The sequence below is a fragment of the Desulfatitalea tepidiphila genome (assembly GCF_001293685.1).
Lineage (GTDB): Bacteria > Desulfobacterota > Desulfobacteria > Desulfobacterales > Desulfosarcinaceae > Desulfatitalea > Desulfatitalea tepidiphila.
This window is the reverse complement of the sequence record NZ_BCAG01000003.1, coordinates 2,753,691-2,776,471: the sequence shown is the minus strand read 5'-3', so window position 1 is coordinate 2,776,471 and position 22,781 is coordinate 2,753,691. Positions and strand designations below refer to the sequence as shown.

At 58.1% G+C, this 22,781-nt stretch carries 17 protein-coding genes; 3 read left to right on the top strand and 14 right to left on the bottom strand.

Features of this window, described 5'->3' with window-relative positions:
* Positions 1 to 58 precede the first annotated feature (58 nt).
* From DFT_RS16855 to iorA, 5 genes are all read right to left on the bottom strand, one after another.
* A complete protein-coding gene (locus DFT_RS16855) occupies positions 59 to 949 on the bottom strand; it encodes a hypothetical protein (protein ID WP_152972032.1) in 891 nt (296 codons plus the stop codon).
* 14 nt (positions 950 to 963) lie between these two features.
* The gene (locus DFT_RS16850) at positions 964 to 3,339 is read right to left on the bottom strand and encodes a response regulator (protein WP_054032306.1); all 2,376 of its coding nucleotides are present in this window, start codon (positions 3,337 to 3,339) and stop codon (positions 964 to 966) included.
* Positions 3,340 to 3,383: 44 nt separating this feature from the next.
* Complete coding sequence (locus DFT_RS16845) at positions 3,384 to 5,057, bottom strand: ABC transporter substrate-binding protein (RefSeq protein WP_054032305.1); 1,674 nt, start codon at positions 5,055 to 5,057, stop codon at positions 3,384 to 3,386.
* Between the two features lie 115 nt (positions 5,058 to 5,172).
* Positions 5,173 to 5,778 carry an indolepyruvate oxidoreductase subunit beta gene (locus DFT_RS16840; RefSeq protein ID WP_054032304.1) on the bottom strand — a complete coding sequence of 202 codons (606 nt, stop codon included), beginning with the start codon at positions 5,776 to 5,778 and terminating at the stop codon, positions 5,173 to 5,175.
* Positions 5,779 to 6,047: 269 nt separating this feature from the next.
* Positions 6,048 to 7,901, bottom strand: a complete 1,854-nt coding sequence (iorA, locus tag DFT_RS16835) for an indolepyruvate ferredoxin oxidoreductase subunit alpha (protein ID WP_054032303.1) — start codon at positions 7,899 to 7,901, stop codon at positions 6,048 to 6,050.
* 227 nt (positions 7,902 to 8,128) lie between these two features.
* Here iorA and DFT_RS16830 point away from each other — a divergent pair, with 227 nt between their 5' ends.
* Positions 8,129 to 10,063, top strand: a complete 1,935-nt coding sequence (locus tag DFT_RS16830) for an oxidoreductase (RefSeq protein ID WP_054032302.1) — start codon at positions 8,129 to 8,131, stop codon at positions 10,061 to 10,063.
* On the opposite strand, the gene DFT_RS16825 is transcribed toward DFT_RS16830, so the two are convergent.
* The 4 genes from DFT_RS16825 to DFT_RS16810 form a co-directional block, all read right to left on the bottom strand.
* Positions 10,055 to 11,197: a hypothetical protein gene (locus DFT_RS16825; protein WP_054032301.1), complete on the bottom strand. Its 1,143-nt coding sequence runs from the start codon at positions 11,195 to 11,197 to the stop codon at positions 10,055 to 10,057. The two genes, DFT_RS16830 and DFT_RS16825, sit on opposite strands and share 9 nt — an antisense overlap.
* A 40-nt stretch (positions 11,198 to 11,237) precedes the next feature.
* The gene (locus DFT_RS16820) at positions 11,238 to 12,083 is read right to left on the bottom strand and encodes a HesA/MoeB/ThiF family protein (protein ID WP_200907072.1); all 846 of its coding nucleotides are present in this window, start codon (positions 12,081 to 12,083) and stop codon (positions 11,238 to 11,240) included.
* A gap of 99 nt (positions 12,084 to 12,182) precedes the next feature.
* Positions 12,183 to 12,425, bottom strand: coding sequence for a MoaD/ThiS family protein (locus tag DFT_RS16815; RefSeq protein WP_054032300.1), 243 nt, complete (start codon positions 12,423 to 12,425; stop codon positions 12,183 to 12,185).
* A gap of 12 nt (positions 12,426 to 12,437) precedes the next feature.
* A complete protein-coding gene (locus tag DFT_RS16810; protein WP_054032299.1) occupies positions 12,438 to 12,662 on the bottom strand; it encodes a hypothetical protein in 225 nt (74 codons plus the stop codon).
* 292 nt (positions 12,663 to 12,954) lie between these two features.
* Between DFT_RS16810 and DFT_RS16805 the strand changes: the two genes are divergently transcribed.
* Positions 12,955 to 13,911, top strand: a complete 957-nt coding sequence (locus DFT_RS16805) for an SDR family oxidoreductase (RefSeq protein ID WP_054032298.1) — start codon at positions 12,955 to 12,957, stop codon at positions 13,909 to 13,911.
* 165 nt (positions 13,912 to 14,076) lie between these two features.
* On the opposite strand, the gene DFT_RS16800 is transcribed toward DFT_RS16805, so the two are convergent.
* From DFT_RS16800 to DFT_RS16785, 4 genes are all read right to left on the bottom strand, one after another.
* On the bottom strand, positions 14,077 to 14,775 hold the full coding sequence (locus DFT_RS16800; RefSeq protein ID WP_054032297.1) for a hypothetical protein: 699 nt from the start codon (positions 14,773 to 14,775) through the stop codon (positions 14,077 to 14,079).
* Between the two features lie 379 nt (positions 14,776 to 15,154).
* Positions 15,155 to 16,420: a diaminopimelate decarboxylase gene (lysA, locus tag DFT_RS16795; RefSeq protein WP_054032296.1), complete on the bottom strand. Its 1,266-nt coding sequence runs from the start codon at positions 16,418 to 16,420 to the stop codon at positions 15,155 to 15,157.
* A 12-nt stretch (positions 16,421 to 16,432) separates the two neighbouring features.
* Complete coding sequence (locus tag DFT_RS16790) at positions 16,433 to 17,656, bottom strand: LL-diaminopimelate aminotransferase (protein WP_054032295.1); 1,224 nt, start codon at positions 17,654 to 17,656, stop codon at positions 16,433 to 16,435.
* A gap of 194 nt (positions 17,657 to 17,850) precedes the next feature.
* Positions 17,851 to 18,117 carry a hypothetical protein gene (locus DFT_RS16785; protein ID WP_076750610.1) on the bottom strand — a complete coding sequence of 89 codons (267 nt, stop codon included), beginning with the start codon at positions 18,115 to 18,117 and terminating at the stop codon, positions 17,851 to 17,853.
* Between the two features lie 381 nt (positions 18,118 to 18,498).
* Between DFT_RS16785 and DFT_RS16780 the strand changes: the two genes are divergently transcribed.
* On the top strand, positions 18,499 to 20,319 hold the full coding sequence (locus DFT_RS16780) for a PAS domain S-box protein (RefSeq protein WP_235506250.1): 1,821 nt from the start codon (positions 18,499 to 18,501) through the stop codon (positions 20,317 to 20,319).
* 181 nt (positions 20,320 to 20,500) lie between these two features.
* Here DFT_RS16780 and DFT_RS16775 read toward each other — a convergent pair whose 3' ends face one another.
* Positions 20,501 to 22,528, bottom strand: a complete 2,028-nt coding sequence (locus DFT_RS16775) for a fibronectin type III domain-containing protein (RefSeq protein WP_054032293.1) — start codon at positions 22,526 to 22,528, stop codon at positions 20,501 to 20,503.
* Positions 22,529 to 22,781: the final 253 nt, after the last annotated feature.

Genomic DNA, 22,781 nt, shown 5'->3' with positions numbered 1-22,781 from the left:
ATGGTTCGGTTTTTTATTTGGGCGGCATGGTGTATAGATTTGCACCGATCGTCGATTGTCAAATCTTCGATGCCAGGGCCGCGACCACGTTCTGAATCGCGCGGGAGATGCATTCACGGGCATCGGCCAAATCGTCGACGGATTTGAATTCGGAGACGAGTTCGACCAGGATGTCATCGGCCGGGGCAGGAGGCGCACCGATCGTTTCATAGTCGATGGCCGGCTTGATATCGCCGGCGTCCGGGAAGAAATGGTGGCAGGGCGTGTCGGCATGTGCGGGACGATAGGGCCAGTCGATCTTTATCCGGAGCAGGTCGTTCAATGCGGCGCGCGCCGCCGGGTTTTTGTCGAACAGCTCCGGCACCAGGGAGCGACCGAGCATCGTTTCGATCCGGCCGAAAATGGCGCCAGCCAACACCGCTTCGGTGACGATCAAGCCATAGGTGTACCAATCGTCGATCACCGTTTGAAGGACCCGTTTGTAGCGGGCCGGGAGTTCGTGGGGAGCGGGGCAGAAATAGCTCCTGCAGGCCAGACCGCCGTAGTAGCTCAAGCCCCGATAATCGATCCCGGCATTGCCTTCCGCCAACGGGTGCAGCAGGCACCCCACCCGTTGTCGATCCTTGCCGATCAGACCGATGAACGGGCAGTGGTGAAATTGAGGAAAGGGCCGGTTTTGGGGCTCGACGGCCTGCATCCGGGCGGCAAACTCATCGATGGCCGCCACGGTCCTGGGTATTTTCTGGAACTGCACAGTCCGATGGGCCAGCATGGCCGAGAGACTCGCCCGCGACACGTTTGATAGATTATAGAGCCCGCAGCAAGCGCCGCAGGAGACTGTTTCACTGACCTGGCACAGGTAGACGCCGCCGGGGATTTCCAATTGTGACGGTGAGGTGTCTTGCGGTTCGGGCCCGAATGGCCCCTTTATGCTTCTGTTGTTTTGCATGGGTCGCCAGGGGATCACTTTCGGCACGGCTTGCCTGCCAAAGCGGTTTTCACGGCCATTCCTATGGTCTCGATGGTATAGGGTTTTCGAATATATGGGCCTGCTCCCAGCTCCTGGGCTGCCTTGACCCTTTCTGATTCTGAAAAGCCGCTGGCGATAATGACCTTGATTCCGGGCTTGAACCGGAGGATTTCGCGGTAGGTGTCGAGCCCGTCCATTCCCGGGTCCATGATCATGTCCAGTACCATCACGTCCACCGTATGATCCTTTAGGTACTCGACCGCTGTTTCGCCGCTGGAACAGCAGGTCACGTCGTAGCCCAGTTTTTCAAGAATTCGCCTGGCGATTTCGCGCTGCACGTCGGCATCGTCCACCACCAGCAGCTTTTCGCCGTTGCCCTTATATCGGTCCGGGGAAAATTTCGGTGATTCGGCCTTCACATACTCCTTCGTGGCCGGGAAGTAGAGAGTGAAGGTGGTGCCCACGCCTTTTGCGCTTTGAATATCGATGAACCCGCTATGGTCCTTGACAGTGCCCCAGACCACGGCCATTCCCAGGCCGCTGCCGCTGCGTCCCATCTTTTTCCGGGTGTAGAAGGGTTCGAAAACCCGCTCCATCTCTTTTTCGTTGAGCCCCACGCCCGTGTCGGCGATGGAAAGTTGCACATACTGTCCCGGCGCCACATGCTCGTATCCCCGGATGGGCCTGTCAATGTAGGCATTGCTGGTGATGATATCGATCTTGCCGCCCTTGGGCATCGCTTCGGCGGCATTGAGCATCAGGTTCATCACGCTTTTGGACAGGTGGGGCACGGAGCCGTTGATGTTCAGCAGGTCGGGCGCCAGCGCAATGGAAACCTGGATATTGGGATGACAAGACATCAGATTTTTGAATTCAAGGCTTTTCATTTGTTCGGCGACGATCTGGTTGAGGTTGACGACCTCGCTGACCGCAACGCCGCGTCTGGCCATGGTCAGCAGGTCCTGGACGATGGCGGCCGCCATTTCGCCTGATTTTTTGATGGTCGCGATGGGTTTGACGAGGGGGCTCTCACTGGGCAGATCGAGCAATAGCAGTTCCGGATAACTGACGATGCCGGATAAGATATTGTTCAGATCGTGGGCCACGCCGCCGGCCAGCAACCCGATGGCCTCCATTTTCTTGGCGCGCTGCAGTTCGGCCTCGAGACGCTTGGCCTCGGAAATATCCATGACGGCAAAGATTTGGCCCTTGTCCGGATCGTCGGGATACAGGGAGCAGAGTCGCACCAGGCAGTCGAACACCATGCCGTTTTTACGTACCCATTTGGCCTCCACTTGGCCGATGCCGTGTTTGGCGATACTGTCATATATGACCTTGCCGACGCGTTCGAATTCTTGGCGATCGGGATAGAGGATTTCGGCGCTCGTGTTGAGAAGATCGCCGTTTTCATAACCGAGCATGCGATACATCGTTTCGTTGGCCCAACCCAGCTTTCGGTGAATCACCAGGCCAATACCGATCGGGGACGCGCTGAGGATGGCCTTGAGGTTTTGCTCCCTGTCGCTGAGCTCTTTTTGGGCTTTGGCGCGCTCCTCGATTTCTCCTCTCAATCGCCGATTGGTTTCACTGAGTTCGGCGGTTCGGGCGGCCACACGACTCTCCAGCTCGAGATGGGAGGCCTGAATCCGAGCGGCCATTTCGTTGAACACAGAGGCCAGGCGGCCGAATTCATCCTTGGACCGGATGTCGATCCGGGTCTCCAGGTCGCCTTTGCCGATGGATTCGGCCCCGTTGGTCAACTCCCGCAGGGGCGCGGTGATTTTCCGGGTAAGCAGCATCAGGGCTCCTGCCAGAACGATGGAACTGATGATGCCCAGATAGACGAGATAGGGTCGCATGCGGTTGGCAACGCCATAGACTTCGCGTTCCGGGTCCACGGCCAGAATGTGCCACTGCCAGGGTTCGAAATAATTGAAAAGGGCCAGGCTTTTGACGCCTTGGGCATCGTACCGGAGGCGTCCGCCGTCCAATCCCAGTTTTCGAAACCATGCCTGGTCGCTGACATCCGTGCCGATCTTGCGTTCGTCCGGGTGCATGGCAATGACCCCCCGGGTGTCCACGGCAAAGATATAGCCTTCGCGCCCCACGTCGATGTGGGATATGCGGCGGCCGGCATCCAGTTGGGCTTTGGCATTGCTGGCCGGTACGTTTTCCAGACCGTACTTATAAAGAATGTCCCTCTGTTCGGAGGCTGCTTGCACGGCTTCTTCCAGTCGGGTCTCGAGCCAGGTTTCGGCCAACTGCGTCAGCGCTTGGTGGGTGAAATAGTAAGTCGTGCCGGCGGTGGCAAAAAGGGAAAAAAGGACCAGCGGTAAGGTGGTGGCCAGGATCTTGGCATAGGTGTTCATCGAACAATCCCCTTACGATTCGCGCCTTACGGTGGCGTGTTCGTCTATCGTCTGGCCGTCATCTTCGTTTTCTCGGTGAACTGGGGATAGAGCGCCATGGTCGACGACAGCTCGTGTCCGTAGTCCACATACCTTTTCCGGGCGTAGCACTGCTTCGTGAACATGATCGGGTAAGCGGCCATATCGTTCAAAATCCTGATTTGGGCCTGTTCCCAAAGGTGGATCTGTTTTTCGGGATTGATTTCCAGCCGGGCGGCTTCGATCAATCGGTCGATCTGGCGGTAGTGGGAAAAATTGGTGTCGGGATGCGAACCGGTGACGACGATGGCGTCGGAGTGAAAAAAGCGGCTCAGGTAGGCGTCGGCGTTGGGGCGCCAGGCCGTATAGAGGACCATTGGCTGCAATCCCTGGCGGATCAACCGGTGCATGGCGCCGTGGGGGACGAAGGTGATGCGGCAATCGATTCCGATTTTTGCGAGCTGTTCGACGATCAGCGCAAAACATCCGCGGTGGAGCCGTTTTTCCGAAGCAACCAGATCCATGGTGAACCCGTCCGGATAACCTGCGTCGGCAAGCAGTCCCCTGGCTTTTTCGAGGTTCAGTGGATAAAGCAGATCGAGCCGGGCCGCATCGGACGGTGTCAAACCGCCGGGAAGAAACTGGACCGGGACTTGCGAATAGGCGCTGCCCACCAGACGGGGATGAGAAATGGAAAGGAATGCCTCTCGGTCTATCCCATAGGCGATGGCCCTGCGGACCCGGACGTCATGGAGCGGTTTGAACTGGGTGTTCAAATACAGAGAGATCACCTCGCCGACCCCGTGGGTGTCGATCGCGACGTCGCCCACCGTCTCCATCTTTTCGATCCACTCCTTGTCTCCGGACCCCATGATGACATCCAGGTCGCCCCTGCGCAAATCCGCCTCGAGTATTGTGATATCCGATGAAAAATGGATCTCCACCCCTTGCAGTTCAGGCCGGCCGCGAAAATACTGGCGGTGGGCCGACAACATGATTTTTTCATTGGGAATACGCATCTTGAAGGCAAAAGGGCCGGTGCCGACCGGGTGAATACGGTGGGCCTCCATTCCCATGGCTTCGACGGCCCGTTTACTGACAATGAAACCACCGGCATAATCGGTCAGCTTGGGCAGGAAGAGAATCGACGAGAGCGGTTTTTCGAGGATGATGCGGATCGTATACGCGTCGACTTTTTCGAAGGTCATGCCGTCGTACTCGCCGGCGTAGGCGCAATGGGCGGGGTCGGCCGATTTGCGGAGCGAAAAGACCACATCGTCGGCCGTGAGTTCGTAGGCGTCGGTCATGGGGCCGGCATGAAACATGACCCCCCTGCGAAGATGGACCGTCCAGACCTGCCGGCCGCCTACCATCTCGAACAGGGGGATGTCTGCGGCCAGGTCGGGCTCGAGTTTGGGCGCGTCGCCCGGCGCATAACGCAGCAAGCCGTTGAACACCATATCGGCCAGGGCACGATCCTGGGAGCCGGCGGCAAGGTGGGGATCCAGCCGTCCGACATCGGTGACCGGCATGCCGAAACGCAGCACATTTCCCCTGGGTGATGGATCGGACACGGTGTTGACCGCCGGACTGGATCGCGGCAGGGGTTGCGCCGCTGTGGCCGGCCACATGGCCAGGCGGCCCGCCGTGGTCAGAAGAACGGCGGCCAGAAGTACGCACATCCATGTTTGGCGTTTCATGGCACTGCTCCTCAGGCCTTGGATACCTCCGGATGAGATTGTTACGGCGCCCTCCGGCAACTGCTTTTTACGAATCCATCAATTTTTATATGATCTGCCTTTATGCTGGTCTTTTTTATGTTGATCTGGTGGCGCGTTCGGCCGCCTCGTATCCCAACCGGAAGGCTTTTAAGTTGTTATCGACAAAAGCCTTTTTGGTTTTGGTGCGGATGGCGGTTTCAAGCTGTTCGGCGGTAATGGGCAATCGGCCGGTCTGGAGCAGGGCGCCGAGCAGCACGATGTTCAGGGCCATGGCACTGCCAGCCGCTTTGGCCAGTGCCACGGCGTCGAATGCGATCAACTGACGGGTCTTGGCGCGAATCAGGTCTTGAATGTGCGCCAGGTCCGGATAGGCGCCTTTGCCGATGGCCACTGTGAACGGCGGCACAGGCGAAAGGTTGGTGATCACCACGGTCTCCCGGTTGCATTTGTTCAGGGCCCGAAGGGTTTCCGCGGGTTCGAAGCCCAACAGGATGTCCGCTTCGGCGTCGGAGATGATGTTGCTCTGCGCTTCGCCGAACACGATAGCCGATTCGACCACGCCGCCGCGCTGGGCCATGCCGTGGATTTCGCTCATCCGGACGGGGATGCCGGCCAGCAGGGCCGCTTCACCCAATACTTTTGAAGCCAGCAGGTTGCCTTGCCCGCCGACAGCCACAATGATCAATCGAAGTGTTTCCATGTGGTTACCTTATTTTTTGAGTTTTAAGTTTAAAGTGTAAAGTTTGAAGTGAAGGTAAAAGGCCATTTTGTTTTTTTGTGCAGGCCCCAGGGTCTCTCGCTAAAGAAGTGCATCTCATCACGAATATGCTTTTGATCCGTATGAAACAGACAGCATTCCTTCACTTTAAACTTAAAACTTTATACTTTAACCTCTAGTAACTGGCATCCTTGCGTCGATACCGCCGATCCATCCGTTGCATCCCAGATCAACTGGATGGTTTTTTCCAGTCAGGCCGATTTGACCGGCACGATGGCATTCTCCGGGCATATCTGGGCGCAGACCGCGCATCCCACGCAGGCATCGGCGTCGATGCGCACCCTTTCCCCCTCCAGGTAAAAGGCCGGACAAGCCAGCTCATTGATGCAGTCGCGGTGATTGGTGCAACGGTCTGACACCTGGAAGGCACGCGGTTTCAAGATGCCCTGGCTGCGGGCGTAGAGGGTGCAGATCTCCTGTGAGATGATCACCGAAACCCCTTTGAACGCCAGTGCCTCGCGAATCGCATCGATGCTTTTTTTGATCTTGAACGGCTTGACGACCGTGACATGGGAGACGCCCACGGCCCGGACCACCGCCTCGATGGAGATGCGGTTGTAGCCTGCCATGTTCAAGGCGTCCATGTCCACTCCGGGGTGGGGCTGATGGCCGGTCATGGCCGTGGTGCCGTTGTCCAGGATGACCAGGGTGAAGTTGTGGTTGTTGTGCACCGCATTGACCAGGCCGGTGAGGCCTGAGTGGAAAAAGGTCGAGTCGCCGATGAAGGCCACAACCTTCTGATCGGTGGCTTTGGAAAATCCGCAGGCCGAACTGACCGAAGAACCCATGCAGATGACAAAATCACCCATGCTCAACGGGGGCAGAAAGCCGAGGGTGTAGCATCCGATGTCGTTGGGATAGATGGTGTCCATGCCTTCGGCAGCTTTTTTCACCGCGTAAAAGGTGGCGCGGTGGGAGCAGCCGGCGCACAGGTTGGGCGGCCGGGCCGGGATCTCGGGGACATCGGACAGGTCGAGCTTTTGTTTGGGGATGTCGGCCACCCCGAAATAGCCGGCCACGATGCGGCGCACCATGGCCGGATCGAATTCGTACAAGCGCGAAAAGAGCCCTTCGCCCTTGCCCTGGATCTTCAGGGTCAGTCCCGCTTCCTGGGCAAAGGCCTTGACCGCCTCTTCCATGAAGGGTTCACCCTCTTCGACCACCAGCACTTTTTCGCATCCGTTGAGGTATTGTTTGATTTTATCGGCCGGCAGGGGATTGGACATGCCGACCCGGAGAATTTTGGTTCGTTCGGCGATGTCCAGTTCGGTCACGGCGTCTCTGACATAGTTGTAACTGACGCCGTTACACACGATGCCCAAGGTGCCGTTGCCGGTCACCGTGTTGTAGGCGCTGCTTTCCGATATCTCCGCTGCTTTGGCCATGTTTTCCAGCAGTTTGACGTGCAGCCGGCGCGAGACGGCCGGCACGGTGACGTAATTGAACGGGTCCTTGTTGAAACGGCCTTTGGCGACCGGCTTTTTCAATGGGCCCAGACGCACAAAGGCACTGGAGTGGTTGATGCGTGTGGTGGTGCGCAAGATCACCGGCTCGTGCAGTTGCTCGGAGAGCTCGAAGGCATAGGCCGTCATCTCCAGGGCCTCCTGCACCGAGGAGGGTTCCAGCATGGGCAGACCGGACATCTTGGCGTAATAGCGGTTGTCCTGTTCGTTCTGGCTGGAGAACATGTTGGGATCGTCGGCCGAGAGGATCACCATGCCGCCGCGCACGCCCACATAGGCCAGGGTCATGAGCGGGTCGGCCGCCACATTCAGGCCCACGTGCTTCATCATGCACATGGTGCGCAGTCCGGCATTGGCGGCACCGGCCGCCACTTCGAGGGCGACCTTTTCATTGGTGCTGTATTCGAAGTACAGGTCGCTCTGTTGGGAGACCTGGAACAGGTTCAACGAAATTTCGGACGAAGGGGTGCCCGGGTAGGTGGTGGCAAAGGCCACCCCGGCCTCCAGGGCGCCTCTCGCTATGGCTTCGTTACCCAGCAGCAGACGTTCGGCACCGGGTTCGTCGATCAGTAGTTTATGCATTTTTCTTCCTTCATGTAGGGTGGGCTCGATGAGGGTCATCGGGCCGATCAACACGACAGACGCACCAACCGCCGCCGGCGGCTGATGCGTTCGTGAAAACATGGCACGCTTTGCAGGTTTTGTCCAGTCTGTTCATGCGCTTGATACCAGGGGCAAAAGCTTCACATTGCATTTTGGGCTGGGATCACTTAGGCTTCAGGCACAACTTTTCGGACCGGGGAGACGCCATGACACAATTCCATCATCTTTTCCAACCGATTCGTATGGGCCGAATGAACGTCAAAAACCGTTTGCTCATGTCCGCCATGAGCATCAATTTCGGTGTCGATGCCAGCGGCTATGTCACCGATCAGCTGATCGCTTACATGGCTGCCCGCGCGCGCGGCGGTGTGGGCATGATGCTGGTGGGCGGCGGGGGCATCCATCCCACCGGCGCCGAACTGCCCGACCTGCCGGCCCTGTGGGACGATGGGTGCATTCCTGCGCTGCGTCGTATGGTGGCAGCGGTGAAGCCTTTTGACTGTCGCCTGGGCGTGCAGTTGATGCACGGCGGCCGCCAGTCCTACCATGAACACAAGGTGGCCCCCTCGGCCATCCCGGCGCCGGCGGTGGTCAAAGGAGTGCCCAAGGCCCTGGAAGTGGAAGAGATCCAGATGCTTGCAGGCGCGTTCGGCGACGCGGCGCGCCGCTGCCAGGAGGCCGGATTCGACTTTATCGAAATCCATGCGGCCCATGGCTATCTGATCAATCAATTCATGTCCCCCAATGCCAACCGGCGTACGGACGCCTATGGCGGCAGTTTCGAAAACCGGATCCGGTTTCTGCTCGAGGTCATGGCCGACATTCGCCAAAAGTGCGGGCGCGATTTTCCATTGGGCATCCGCATGAACGGCGAGGACTACATCGACGACGGCTGGACCCTGCCGGATGCGTTGCGCCTGGCGCCGATGCTGCAAAGCCATGGGGCGGACTACGTGCACGTGTCGGCGGGGGTGTATGGCAGCCGCCAGCTGACGATCCCCTCCATGTACGTGGACCAGGGGTGTTTCATCCATCTGGCGGCGGCAGTCAAGGAGACGGTTTCGATTCCGGTGATCGCCGTGGGCCGGATCAAATCGCCGCAGCTGGCCGAAGGGATCATCGCAGACGGAAAGGCGGACATGGTGGCCCTGGGACGTTCGCTGCTGGCCGATCCGGATTGGCCCGCCAAGGTGCGGACCGGCGCGGTGGAGAAGATCCGGCCTTGCGTCGGGTGCTGCCTGGGGTGCATCCACACCGTGCTCCGGCTGGAACCGGGGGGATGTGTGGTCAATCCCGACGTGGGCCGCGAGTATCTGCTGCAGCAGATGTCAAAGGCCGAGCTCCCGCGGCGGGTAATGGTGGTGGGGGCCGGTCCGGCCGGATTGGCGGCGGCCCGCATGGCGGCCCTGCACGGCCATGCGGTCGTGCTGTGTGACCAGGCCGCCGAACCCGGCGGCGCTTTGCGGCTGGCGGCCAAGGTTCCGGGAAGAAGCGAGCTCGGGGATCCGATCGCGTTTCTCGTTTCGGAACTCGCATCCTTAAACGTGGAGACGCGGCTGAATTGCCCGTTGAGCGACGCGCTTCTGGACGACATCGATCCGGAGATCGCCATTCTGGCGACCGGCAGCCTGCCCGACATGCCGATGGTGAAGGGCCTTCACAACACCGACATGCAGGTGTGCACGGTGACCGAGGTGCTGGACGGCAGCGTCCAAACCGGGTCGCGGGTCATCGTCTGGGGCGGCAACCAGGCCGGCCTGGTCCTGGCCGACTACCTGGCCAGCAACGGCCGCACGGTGATCGTGCTGCACAGCAGATCCCATTTTGGCGAAGAGATGTCCAGCAACGACCGCTACTACCTGCGCGAGCGGCTCAACCAGGGCCGGGTGAAACTCTTCAAACACGTCACCGTCGAGAAGATTTTGCCCGACGGGGTGCAGTGCCGCATCGATCAAACGCCTCAATCCTTTGCGCCCTGGGACACCCTCGTCCTGGCCGATCGGTTTGTGGCGCTGCGGGACGCCGCCAACCTGCTCAAGAAGCGGGGCATCGAGACTCATTTCATCGGCGACGCCAAGCAACCGCGTCATTTGATGTATGCCATGAGCGAAGGCGAGGAGGTGGGGCGGTCCCTATCTTAGCTGCAGGTGGCACTCAGCCAACAGGCGTTGCCGCCCCACCACCATTTCTCCTACGGCGAGGCACTCGAGGCCGAAAGGAAGGTAGCCGCCGTAACCGAGCACCGGCATGGCAAAGAGGTGGAATCGGTCCACGTAGGGAATGGCATAGTGCCAGCGGGCCAGGCTGCCGATGTTCCACATCTCCCAGAAAAAGCCGCAGATCAGGGCCGCCAGGGCCGCTGCGATCAGGGCTCGCCAGTCGCCTCGCGCCAGGGGGCTGAAGATCGTTTGTCGGCCTGCCAGGGATTGCAACGCGGTGAGGATCAGCAGCGGTGAAATCCAGAGCAATGCAAACAGGGCGTCCGGATAAACGCCCAACAGCGCCAGTCCCGTCGCGGCGGTGGCCAGGATCGCAACGGCCAATATGCGGGGGCGGCGAGGCGCGGGCACGTTAAAACCGTCGGCCAACGCCGTAGCGAACAGGGGAAAGGTGAGCAGCCATCGGTAGGTGCTCAGCACCGCCGGCAGGACCGTGGCAAAGGCCAGCGATGCGAAAAGGGCGTAGGCCGGCGCACCGAACTCCTCGATGCCGGTGTAATACCAGTTCTGCACGAAACGGTTGAGGTATTCGAAAAACCACCAGAACAGGGCACTGGCCAGGATCAACAGGCCGAAGCGCCGAGGTGCGTCTCCGATCAGGCATCGTCCGGTGCGCCGCTGGCACAATGCGTTGACAAAAACGATGTATCCGATCCAGGGCAGGCAAAAGGTGTGGGCCTGTAACGGTGCGAACCATTCCACTCGGCTCCATGCCAGGCCCCATCCGCCGAGCATCACGACCAGCCCCAACCATCCCCAGGTGGGGAAATCGCGTTTCACCGATGTTACATCACAGGTCCCCCGGCGGACGCGCTGGATCGATGCAACGATCAGCACCACAGCCGACAGTTCAATGGACGCGAACAAGAAAAAGGCGGGCCAGGAAAAGGGCGCATGATCGACATAGCGGGTCAGGGGTGGAAATTCGAGATAAGTTTGAAGCGCCTCACCCCGGAGATACACGCCTGCCAGGGGCAGGACGATCATCAGGCTGACGACCAGGAGCCCCTGCAGGATGATGCAGAAAGAGATACAGATGTTGGAACGCCCCACCATTCACGGTCTCGTCGCTATTCGAAAGGTCTTCACCCCAGGATCATCCGGCCAGTGCCAGCACTTCGACGGTATGATCGGAGAGATCGACGATCCAGAGCTTGTTGCGCAGCAGCTGGCTCGTGCGATGGCACAGGATGGACAGGACTTCGCCGCATTGCATGGCCGCCACGAGCACAACGGTTTGGGGCGGGCAACCCAATAGATGTTCGGCGCCTTGAGTCTGCCGGGCGCTGTCCCGCGGCCCGTATACCCATTCGAGCCCCCCATCCTGGGGATAGATCACGGTGACCTGGCCCGTCAATCCGGCGATGGCCGCCGACACCAACGGTATACCGGCCTGCCGGGCCGCATCTTCCACGACAAAGCGTGACGGAATGTTGTCCAGGCAATCCACCACCACATCGTGGCCGGCGATCACCTGAGATGCGTTTTCGGTCGAAAGGAAAGCCGGAACCACGCGGGTCTCCACTGCGCTGTTGATGGCCGCCACGCGGGCTTCGGCCGCTGAGGCCTTGGTGCTGCCCAGGTTCTCCTGGGTGCAGAACAACTGCCGGTTCAGGTTGTGCTCTTCGAAGCGATCGCCATCGATCAGGCTGAGTGCGCCGACGCCGGCCCGGGCCAGGATTTCGGCCACTGCGCCTCCCAGGCCGCCCAAGCCCACGAGGGCCACCCGGGACCGCAAGAACCGGATCTGATCGGAGCAGTCGTATGTGGATTGGTTGCGCAGGTAGCGCGAGGGGACCACGCCGTTCTCCAGGGCCGCGATCTCGACGTCACGGCAGGACGCACCGGTCTGTCCGGATATCGCTTGCGTTCGAGACGTGGAAACGACTCGGAGGTCGGCTCCGTCCGGGCCGCTGATTCGTTCGGCGCTCTTGTCTATCAAATCCAGCAGGTGAGCGGGTGTGTGGTCGATGGTCGGCCCCCTTTCTGATCTGACGCCCGCAATGATAATGAGCGGTGCGATGGCGTATCAGGTGCCTCTCTAACCTCCGCCCAAGGGCGGAAAGACGGCCACGCGTTCGCCGCCTTGCAGTGATGTCTCCAGATCCTTGCGAATACCGTTGATGAACACCAGCTTGGCTTGGGACCGGGGAATTTGCATCCCGTCAACGATTTGCGCCACGGTGGTACCCGCGGATATGGGGAAGCGATTGGCGTCGGGCGGCATGTGCACGGCCAGGGAGGCAAACAATCTCAGATCGATCGTGTTTTTTTCGCGATCCATCTTCGTCTTCCCCTATTCGCTATTATTAGAGTGGGTGAGGCGCCGTTCCTGTTCATGGCCATCGACGGCGCGCAATTCATAGTAGAGACATCCGGCACCGGAACTCCGGTAAACCACCACGCTGGGAAGCTGTGCGCTTTTGAATCCCATGGCCCTGCACCCGTGGGGTGTCGACTCCTGCCAGGTGACATAATAATGGCGGCACTTGTGGCAGTCGATGGGTCTCTTTTTCGCCATGCTCGGTCCATATCCGCGCTGATGGTAAACGTGATGACAATGTAAAAAGTCGCTGTCCGACGGCGCCGCAAAAAGTTCAAGATCAAGGCGTGCGAAATTTCGTGTCCTGAGGCGTACTTGTCGTACACCGCAAGGACGACGGGATGAGCGCAACGCAGATATTGGGCTTCTTGCGGTGACGTCAAAAATGATTGACGCCGTATCATTGCCATACTATCGATTGCAGGGTAAAGACAAGCGCGGGCTCGATGCAACAGTGGATTCACCCTATTCAAGATTCAAGGAGAGATGCATGGCATTGACTTTGGGCAAGGCGTTGGTGACCGGCGGTGCGGGTTTTATCGGATCCCACATTGCGGAGGCGCTGGTGGCGCAGGGCTGTGAGGTCACAGTTCTGGACAACCTGTCCAGCGGCCGCCTGGCCAACTTGGATGTCATCCGCGAACGGATTACCTTCGTTGAAGGCGACATCGAAGATCCAGAGGTTCTCTCCTCGTCGGCTCGCGGATGCGATACCGTTTTTCATCAGGCCGCGGTGGTTTCTGTGCCACAAACCATCCACCAGCCGGTCACCTCGGCCGCCGTTAACGATTTGGGTACGATCAAGGTTCTCGAGGCAGCCCGGCAAAACGGGGTGCGCAGAGTCGTCTTGGCCAGCTCCAGTGCTGTCTACGGCGATGTCCCCCAATTGCCCAAAACAGAGGCCATGGCCCCGTCACCGCTGAGCCCCTATGCGATCCAAAAGCTGACCAACGAGTTTTACGCCGAACTCTATCACCGGATGTATGGCCTGCAAACGGTTTGCCTGCGCTATTTCAATGTCTATGGACCACGCCAGGATCCCTCATCGCCCTATTCCGGGGTCATCTCCATCTTTATGCGCAAGGCCCTTCAAAACCAACAGCCGATCATTTACGGAGACGGGCGTCAGACCCGCGATTTCGTTTTTGTCAAGGATGTGGTTCAGGCCAATATCCTGGCAGCGACCCATGAGAGCGTGTCCGGCCGGGTCTACAATATCGGTACCAGCAACTCGGTCGAAATCAATGCACTCTGGCATTCGATTGCCGCATTGGCCGGCTGTGGCCTGTTGCCCGAACATGCGGGCGCCCGTCCCGGAGATATTGTCCACTCATTGGCCAGTATTCAACGGGCCAAAGAGCAGTTGGAGTTCCAACCGGTGCATGATTTTTCGGAGGGACTGCAAAAAACTTTCGACTGGTACCGCCAGCAGGCCCAACAGGAATAGGATTCCATCCAGGCGCCGTTTTCGTGTCAACCCCCAACGATATGTGCAGCTGTATGGCCGGATCGATCGGCCGGATCTTTCGAACCGGTGAATGGAAACTCGAATCACTGCCGATGCCTGCCGGTGGGCGGACTCGGCGTTCATCTGTCACGGGTAGTGGCCGTGTCAGGATACCATTTTTTCATGAAGACTCTTGACCATCGCCCCCCGCCAATGCCCTTTTCCAGACAAAGTCGGATAGCCCATTGAGGAGATGTGGCGGGCGATGTTTTCCCAGCTGTTGCCTTCGGTGCGCATCTGGTTGACGATATCGCTTACGGCTTGGCGATCATCATCGGAGAGTTTGTTCTGGGACTCTTCCGCCGAACCTGGATCTGCATCGGCGGCCGCATCCTCTGCGGTCTCGGCTTGCAGGTCCGCCTCATCGATGTCCTCAAAATCCACGACGGTCTCCTCTTCGATCATGTCATAGGAAGCTTCAGGCGCAGGTCTTGCTTCGGCCTCCTTGACCTGGACCGGTGGTGCTGTAGTGGCGAACAATTCCTCTGCATCGTCTGCGGTGGGGTTGGCGATTCGATACAAACTCTTGGCCATGACTTCCATGGCCCTGGCCTTACGCTCTTCGGCCCTGGTTCGCTCCACGTAGGCCTCAGCCATGCGTTTTTGCGTGTCGGCAAGCAGTTCCAGCGCATCCTTGATGGCATGAATGCGTTCAAACGACTCTTTGTTATCGAAATGGCCTTTGCGCCGATCCATGACGTTGCGTCGCGAACCGCCTTTGTATTGCTGATCGCCATAGGGCCGGTTGGAACGATCCGACTGTTTGAGTTTGCCGCTGCGCAGGTTGTGCAAAAAATCATCCATTGTTGTGTCTCCTTAGACTGACCCAGTGGTCACCGATGCGCCAGATACAATTCGGACTCCTCTCGTTCGTGCGTATGTCCTCATTAGCGATCAATCTTCAGGATGTTGACACGACGCGTTTGTTTAAAAACAAAGAAGGGCGCTATGCATCGGTGCGGTTTTTTGTACGTCGTCTTTATCGGCTGTAACCATGGGTTACTTGAGTGCCGATTCTACTGCTTCGCGCAGGACGATGAACTTTGTTTTTCGGTGGTGTTCGCTTATCTATTTTAGATATTTAACCATAATCCTGTTTGGGCTGGTCGTCAACTGCCTTATCATACGATTTGCGGCGATTTTATATCGCCCATTGGCGACGATCAGGGCTTTTCGGGGCCGATCACTTGCCGGGGGTCAAACGCTGCGGTTCGAATTGCAGGGTCGCAAAATAGTCTTGTTCCGTTTCGGCGCGGCGGATCAGTTCGACTTCTCCATCGCTGTGGAAAAGCAACTCTTTGGGCCGCAGCTTGGCATTGTAGTTGAATCCCATGGCATGGCCGTGGGCGCCGGTATCCTGTATGACGAGCAGATCGTCCACATCGATACGCGGCAAGGTTCGCTGGATGGCGAACTTGTCGTTGTTCTCGCAAAGCGAACCGACCACGTCCACGGTTTCGGTTCCGGCGGACTCGGATTTTCCCGGGACCTCGATATGGTGGTAGGCGCCATACATGGCCGGGCGCATCAGGGCGGACATGGTGGCGTCCACCCCGACGTAGGTGCGATAGATTTCCTTGCGATTGATCGCCCGGACCACCAGTACGCCATGGGGGCCGGTCATGTATCGGCCGCTTTCCATATAGAGTTTGGGACGATAGCCCTCGTTTTTTTCAAATGCCTCAAAAAGCGCCACGATGTCGCCGGCCATGGACGCCAGATCGAAAGGCCTGTCTTCGAGACGGTAGGGTATGCCCAGCCCGCCGCCCATGTTGATGAAATCGAAGTGGATGCCCAGCTCGGCGGTCACCCAGCGGGCCACATCCAGCAGCATCTCAACGGTTTGGACCATATAGGCGTAATTGAGTTCATTGGAGGCCAGCATGGTGTGCAGGCCGAAACGTTTGGCCCCCCTGTCTATGGCTTGTCGATAGGCATCGATCAATTGATGATGGGCCACGCCGTACTTGGCCTCCACCGGATTGCCGATGATGCTGTTGCCGCTGCGCCGGGGCCCCGGATTGTAACGGAAACAAATGGTTTCGGGCATCACCGGGACCTTGGCGACCAGAGAGATGTCGTCGAGATTGAGGAGACAGCCGCCCTGGGCTTGGGCAGCCGCAAATTCCTCCTGGTCGGTGTTGTTGGAGGTGAACATGAGGTCCTCACCGTGGCTGCCCGCCTGCCGTGCCAAGGTCAGTTCAGGGGCAGAACTGCAGTCGAAACCGAACCCCATGTCCCGCATGATCCTCAGAATGTGGGGATTGGGAAGCGCTTTCACGGCGTAATACTCTTTAAAGCCTTCCAGGCGGCCGAAGGCTTTTTTGAGCCGATCCCCGGTTTCCCGGATCCCCGTTTCGTCGTAGATATGGAACGGCGTGCCGAATCGGTCGGCGATCTCCGGAAGGAGAGGGAAAAGTCGGTCGCGGAAAGAGGGGCTCATCGGCATGTAAAACGCTCCTTAGCTGAGAACATTCTGTATACGGGCGATTGCTTTTTCGACATTTTCGAAACTGTTGAAGGCACTGATGCGGATGTAGTGTTGCCCGCATTTGCCGAATCCGGCGCCCGGCGTGCAGACCACCCCCGCTTCGCTGAGCAGCAGGTCGAAAAAGGCCCATGAGTCGCGCCGCCCGTTGATCCACACGTAGGGGGAATTTTCACCGCCTACGCAATCGAATCCCAAATCCTGGAAGGATTGTCGGATATAGGCGGCGTTTTTCATGTAGCCGTCGATCAATGCCTTGACCTGGGCTTGTCCTTCGTCCGAGTAGATCGCCTCGGCCGCGCGTTGCACCGGATAGGACACACCGTTGAACTTGGTCGAGTGGCGCCTGTTCCACAGGCCGTGGATAGCCATTTCCCGTCCGTCGGAAGTGAAAGCCCTGCACTCTTTGGGAACCACGACATACGCACAGCGGGTACCGGTAAACCCGGCGGTTTTGGAGTAACTGCGGAATTCGATGGCAACCTCGCGGGCACCTTCGAGTTCATAGATGGAATGGGGCAGTTCATCGTCCTGGATAAAGGCCTCGTAGGCCGCATCGAAAAGGATCAGGGCCTTGTTGGCGCGGGCATATTCGACCCACTCTTTCAACTGGTCCTTGCGGATGGTCGCACCGGTGGGGTTGTTAGGGAAGCAAAGGTAGATCAGATCCACACGCTCTTCGGGCAGCTGGGGCACGTAGTTGTTGTTTTCGTCGCACGGCAGGTAGACCAGCCCGTCGTAACGATCGTCCTGGAAGCCACCGGTGCGTCCGGCCATGACGTTGGTGTCTACATAGACCGGGTAGACCGGGTCGGGTATGGCCACCCGGATGTCGGTGGCGAAGAGCTCCTGCATGTTTCCGGTGTCGCATTTGGCGCCGTCGCTGATGAAAATTTCGTCCGCTTCGATCCTGGCGCCCCGGTTTTGAAAATCGTGCAGAGCAACTTTTTCACGCAAAAAAGCATATCCCTGCTCGGGCCCATACCCTCTGAACGTGCTGTCTGTGGCCATTTCATCCACGGCTTTGTGCATGGCCGCGATACAGGCCTGGGGCAAGGCGCGGGTCACATCACCGATGCCCAGTCGAATGATCGATTTGTCGGCATGCTGCGCCTGGAAGGCGTCCACCCGCTTGGCGATGTTGGCAAAAAGGTAACTGGCCTGGAGTTTTAGAAAATTTTCGTTGATTCGAATCATCTTGTTCCACCGTGGTTGATCGTGATCATCATAGTTGGGTCTATGGGGCCATGCTCTCCGCCCTGCGCTGGTTTCCGGTCAACGGCGCGACGGTGCGAAACGTCTGGATATTCAAAATTTGCGTCGAGGTCAATACCCATGCGGCAGGTTTAATGATTGCACAGAATGGCCCACCGGTTTTAAAAATCCGAATTTCAGGCACCATCTCCAGGCCCGTTATCACCGGAATTCCGATGGGGTAGCGGCGGCCGGGGTTCGGTTCGGCCCGCCCTGATGATTTTCAAGGCAAAACCCAATCCCAGGGCGGCACTGATCAGAATCATCAGGTTGGAGGCAAAAAAGGTCATCACGAAAGCAAATGGATCGTTCAGCCGATAGGCAAACCTGAGAACCTGGATGCCGAACAATAGAAAAAAGAGGCTGATGATCAGCAGCGCGACCTGTTTGACTGTGTTGAACAAAATTCTCCTTGTCCCTGGTTCCTCGCAGGGAATGCGATCGATGAAGGGGCACTATTTCATAAACGACGGATAGGATCAAGGGGCAGGGCAGCGGTGCACTGTTGACATTTGGGGGCGGCCTCCATAAAAAATCTGCACGTCACGGTGCATCCAGAACAGGCAAATGGAGCATCTGTGGAGTTGACCCCATATCAATGGAGACGGTGAACTATGCCGGAATTTTCTCAAATTGATGCGAATGGTGATCGAGAAAAAGATGCCGGATGTGCGCATTGGGATTGGAGTGACCTGTTAGACACGATATGTGGCGATAGCCACCCGAACGATGCCTCGGCACTGTCATTTCTTTTGCGCATGACAAAAGGTGCCTTTGCCCTGTTTATGCGGTTTGAGGTGAAAAGCGGGTGGTACATCATCGAACAGGGCCTCGCCTTGCCGGATGGTTTTCCCACGAGTGGGCGGCTCGGAGGTCGCCTGTGCTATGAAGAATTTGTCAGATCCAACAAGCCCCTGGCGGCTTTCCCGGATTTGATGCAAACCGGCTATCTGGATTCGGATCCGGATGTGAAGCGATTCCAGTTGAAGGCCTGTCTCGGGGCGCCGATCCGCCAGAACGGTCAGGTGATCGGGGCCCTGGCAGTATTTGATCAGCGTCCTCGTGATTTCGACGATATCCAACGCAAGGCCCTGATATCTACAGCCCATATTTTCGGCCTGGTGATGGATCGGCGGCGATTGGCGCGTCAGATAGACCGTAAAAGAGCGCATGAAAAACTGCTTGCCGATGTTTCGGCTGCGGCCATTTCCACCAATGAAGTCTCCTTTCTCGATGACTGCCTCGGGACGCTGGGCCGCGCGCTTGAAGTCGATGAGGCCCACATCTTCTGGTTCGATGCCGGGAGCTACACTTTTACACCCCACAGGTCATACTGGCGGAGCGATCGATTGATTCCGAATAGCAGCGGGGATGCATTCTTCAATTTCTATTCGATGCCGCTGATTCGCGAAGTGATAGACAGTCTCAAACCTTTTCTGTGCGAGAATGCAGCCTTTTTGACGGACGAAGCCAGCCAGGCCGCGATGCGGAAAAACGATATGGCCGCTTTCCTGGTGTTGCCCATTTGCAATGAGCGGCAGGTTTTCGGCATGCTTGCCATGCACATGCACCATGGCCCGCTCAAGTGTGACCAGGAGGACCTGGAGACCTTCATGGCCATTTCCGGAATCATTGCCCAATGGAAGGAGCGGCTTGATATTTCACGTGAATTGGATGAAAGCCAGGCCCTCATCTATCAGCTGTTTCAGTTGTCCCCGACCGCCATTTACCAGGTGGATTTGGAAAATCAACGGTTCGTCAAAGTCAATGACGAAGTGTGCCGGGCGACGGGATATACGGAACAAGAGCTCTTAAACATGCGTGCGGACCAGATTCTGACGCCTGCCAGTCTCCATCTGATGCAACAGCGTATGCAGGACCTGCAGGCGGGTCAGCCGATTTCGGAAAATGTCGAATTCGAGATCCAAACCAAGGATGGCGAGGCGCAGTGGGGCCATTTCCACATCCGTCATCTCTATAAAGAGGGAAAAATCTGGGGGGCCAATGTAGTCGCCCATGTCATTACCGAGCAGAAAAAGGCCCAGGAGGAGCTGGCCAATTACCGTCTCCGGCTCGAGTCCCTGGTCGAGGAGCGCACCCGGGAACTCACCCTGGCCAACCAGAAACTGCGTGATGAGGTGGCGCTGCGCAAACAGACCGAACTTGAGCTGCGCGGCAAGACCGCACGCCTGGAGGAGATGAATACGGCCATGCGGGTTCTTCTGGACAAACGCAGTGAAGATCGCCTGCGGTCCGAGGAAAATATCAGGGTCAACCTGGTCCAGTTGATCGAACCTTACATCGATCGACTGAAGAGCAGTGAACTGAGTGCGAAACAGCAGCAGCTGTTGGATGTGATCCGGACCAACCTGAATGATGTCATCGGCTCGCCCATGCCTGAATTATCGGCCAAATATTATATCTTTTCACCCGGGGAGTTGAAAGTGGCCAACCTGATACGAAAGGGCAAGACGACGAAAGAGACCGCTCACATGCTCAACATTTCCCCCCGAACGGTCGAGTCTTTCCGCAACAGCATACGTAACAAGCTCGGACTCAAGAACAAGCGCGTGAATCTGAAGACCTACCTCTCCGCCAAAGAGTGAGTCGGGCACATTGTCGGCATCTGTGCGGTATCGGCAAGTTCCCACGCTTTTGGCAAAAAGAATGCGGGCCCGAACCACCACCCCATGTGAATGATCAGGACCCGCATTGTTTTCGGCGCAGGCACATCCGAAATCTCAGGGACCGGTGCTTATTTTCAGGTCCACCGGTCCCTTGGCTGACTCATTTCAGCAATGCCCCTATAAAGCAGCCCCCACCCCCGCCGCCACCCGATGAAGAAGAGGGCGTGCCGTTATCCTGGCTTTGGTCGCCGCTGGACAGCGAGCGCGGTCCTACGGCGTCGATGATGATGCCGTTGGCCACGCCGTCGAGGTCATCTTCGCCACCGTCGGTGAGTTCCCTGACCATGCTTCCATCTGTCTGGTGAATGACCCCTTCGCTGCAATCCGGGTAGTCGCCGTCGCTGGTCATGGTCACCCATGGGGTGCTGTCATCGACGTCACCGCTGAAGTACAGGGATACGGTCGTCGATTCGCCCGGCTGGGCCACTTGGACACGGTAGCCGATCAATCCATAGGGGCCGATATCCTGGACTTGGGGGACGGTATCTTCCGCATAGGGATCGATGGTGCCGGCACCCTCGATGGTCGCTGCATTCGTGTCGGGTTCAACCGCCACCGCCATGGTGTGTCGGCCGTCCACGGCCAGCACGCTTTTGATCGTTTCAGTTTCAGTTGCATCCGAGATGCCGTTGGCATTCAGGTCAGTGTTGTCGGGCGCCTCCTCGCCTTCCACGAGCCCCCGGCTGTTCCACCAGTAGGTGGCGCTGGCCGTGGTGAACGACACCGGCGATGACCACTCCGAGCCCATCCCGTTCTGGTCGAAATATTTGACCTGGCAAGTGTAGGTCCTGCCCGGATCGAGGAGGAAATAGGGCAATCGGATGCCGGTCAGGTAGCGGTACATTTCGATATCCATGACCACGCGCTGGTTCGAGACGTTGACAATGCGCCATTGAGATTTTTTATGCCGGTCTCCACTGTCGGTATCGGAAAAGGCCGAGGCGCTGATCCTGGCCCGCAGACTGACCCCCGTGGCGCCATTGGATGGTGAGACGATGCGGGGGCGATCCGGCGCCTGGTTTTCCCCGGGATTCAGCGGATCGCTGCCGTTTTCAACCTCTTCACCGGAAGCATCCTGCCCATCCGGCACGCCGTCGCCATCGGCCACCGGCGCCGGATTGACTTGTACGATACAGGTATCGGTGCATGTCAGCATCTGGTCGTCGGATACCGTCAGTTCGAAGATCAATGTCACCTGTTGACCGGTATTGACCAGTGGCGCAGTAAAGGAGGCCCTGGCCCGGTTGGCGGAGGCGAGCTGCACCGCGGTGCCGCTGGTCTGGCGCCACTGGTAGGTGAGCGTTTGCCCCTCGGGATCCGTCGACCCCGAACCGTCCAGGGTGACACCGGCACTGGAAATCACGGTCTGATTCTTGCCGGCCTCGGCCACGGGAGGATCGTTCGTTTCGATCACGGCCGGAATCGTGACGCGGCAGGTGTCGCTGTCGCTCAAACCACCGGGATCGGTTGCGAGAAGCTGAAAGGTCAACACGGTGTTGGTGGTGGTTCCCGCTGGTGCCGTAAATGTCGGCTGGGTGGTATTGCGGCCCGATAAGGAGACGCTGGGGCCGCCGGTTTGCGTCCAGGCATACCTCAAGCTGTCGCCGTCCGGATCGGACGACATTCTGCCGTCCAGCATGACGATCGTGCCGCCAAGGAGAGTCTGGTCGGAACCCGCACGGGCGGTCGGTGCGCTGTTGACCGGTGTGGGCTCGGCGGGTTCTGCGTAATAGGAGACTTCGTTGGAGTCTCCGCTTTCAGAATAGGCGACATAAGCCCGGACGACAAAGTGGTACTGGGAGCCTTCGCTGAGATCGCTGATGGTGCAGGTGGTGCCCCTGCCGGACCAGGCCGGCTGTTCGTAATTATATGCACTGCTTCCCACACGCTGGTAAAGACGATAACCTTCGGGCGCCGGATTGTTTGCATCCCAGGCCAGGGTGACCTGTGCGGCTCGCACCAGAGAAGGATAGCAGAATGCAAAGAAGAGCATGCCGATCAAGAGTGCGAAGCGTAGCAGTCGCCGGTCCTGACCGCGACGTCTGGCAAGGGAATCTGGTTGTTGAAATTTGGGTGGATTAGAATGGAAACTCAGTTTTTTGGTAAGCAGCAACCCTGGTTTAGACATACATCTCTCCTCAGCCAACAGGAGAGATGGTTGACACGATTTTGGAATGGGCCTATGATATCGGCACCCATTCCGGCCGACATACCTGTCTTGCGAGGACCGGGCATGCTCTCCTGGATGGCGTTGTTTGATCCCCGGACCATGTGGCCGCATGGTCCGGGGTTTTTTTGGGAAACCGAAACAATCAGGTCGTTGATGGATGATACAGTACCGATGGTTCAGGATCCGTCGGCCATCGTACAAGCAATATGCT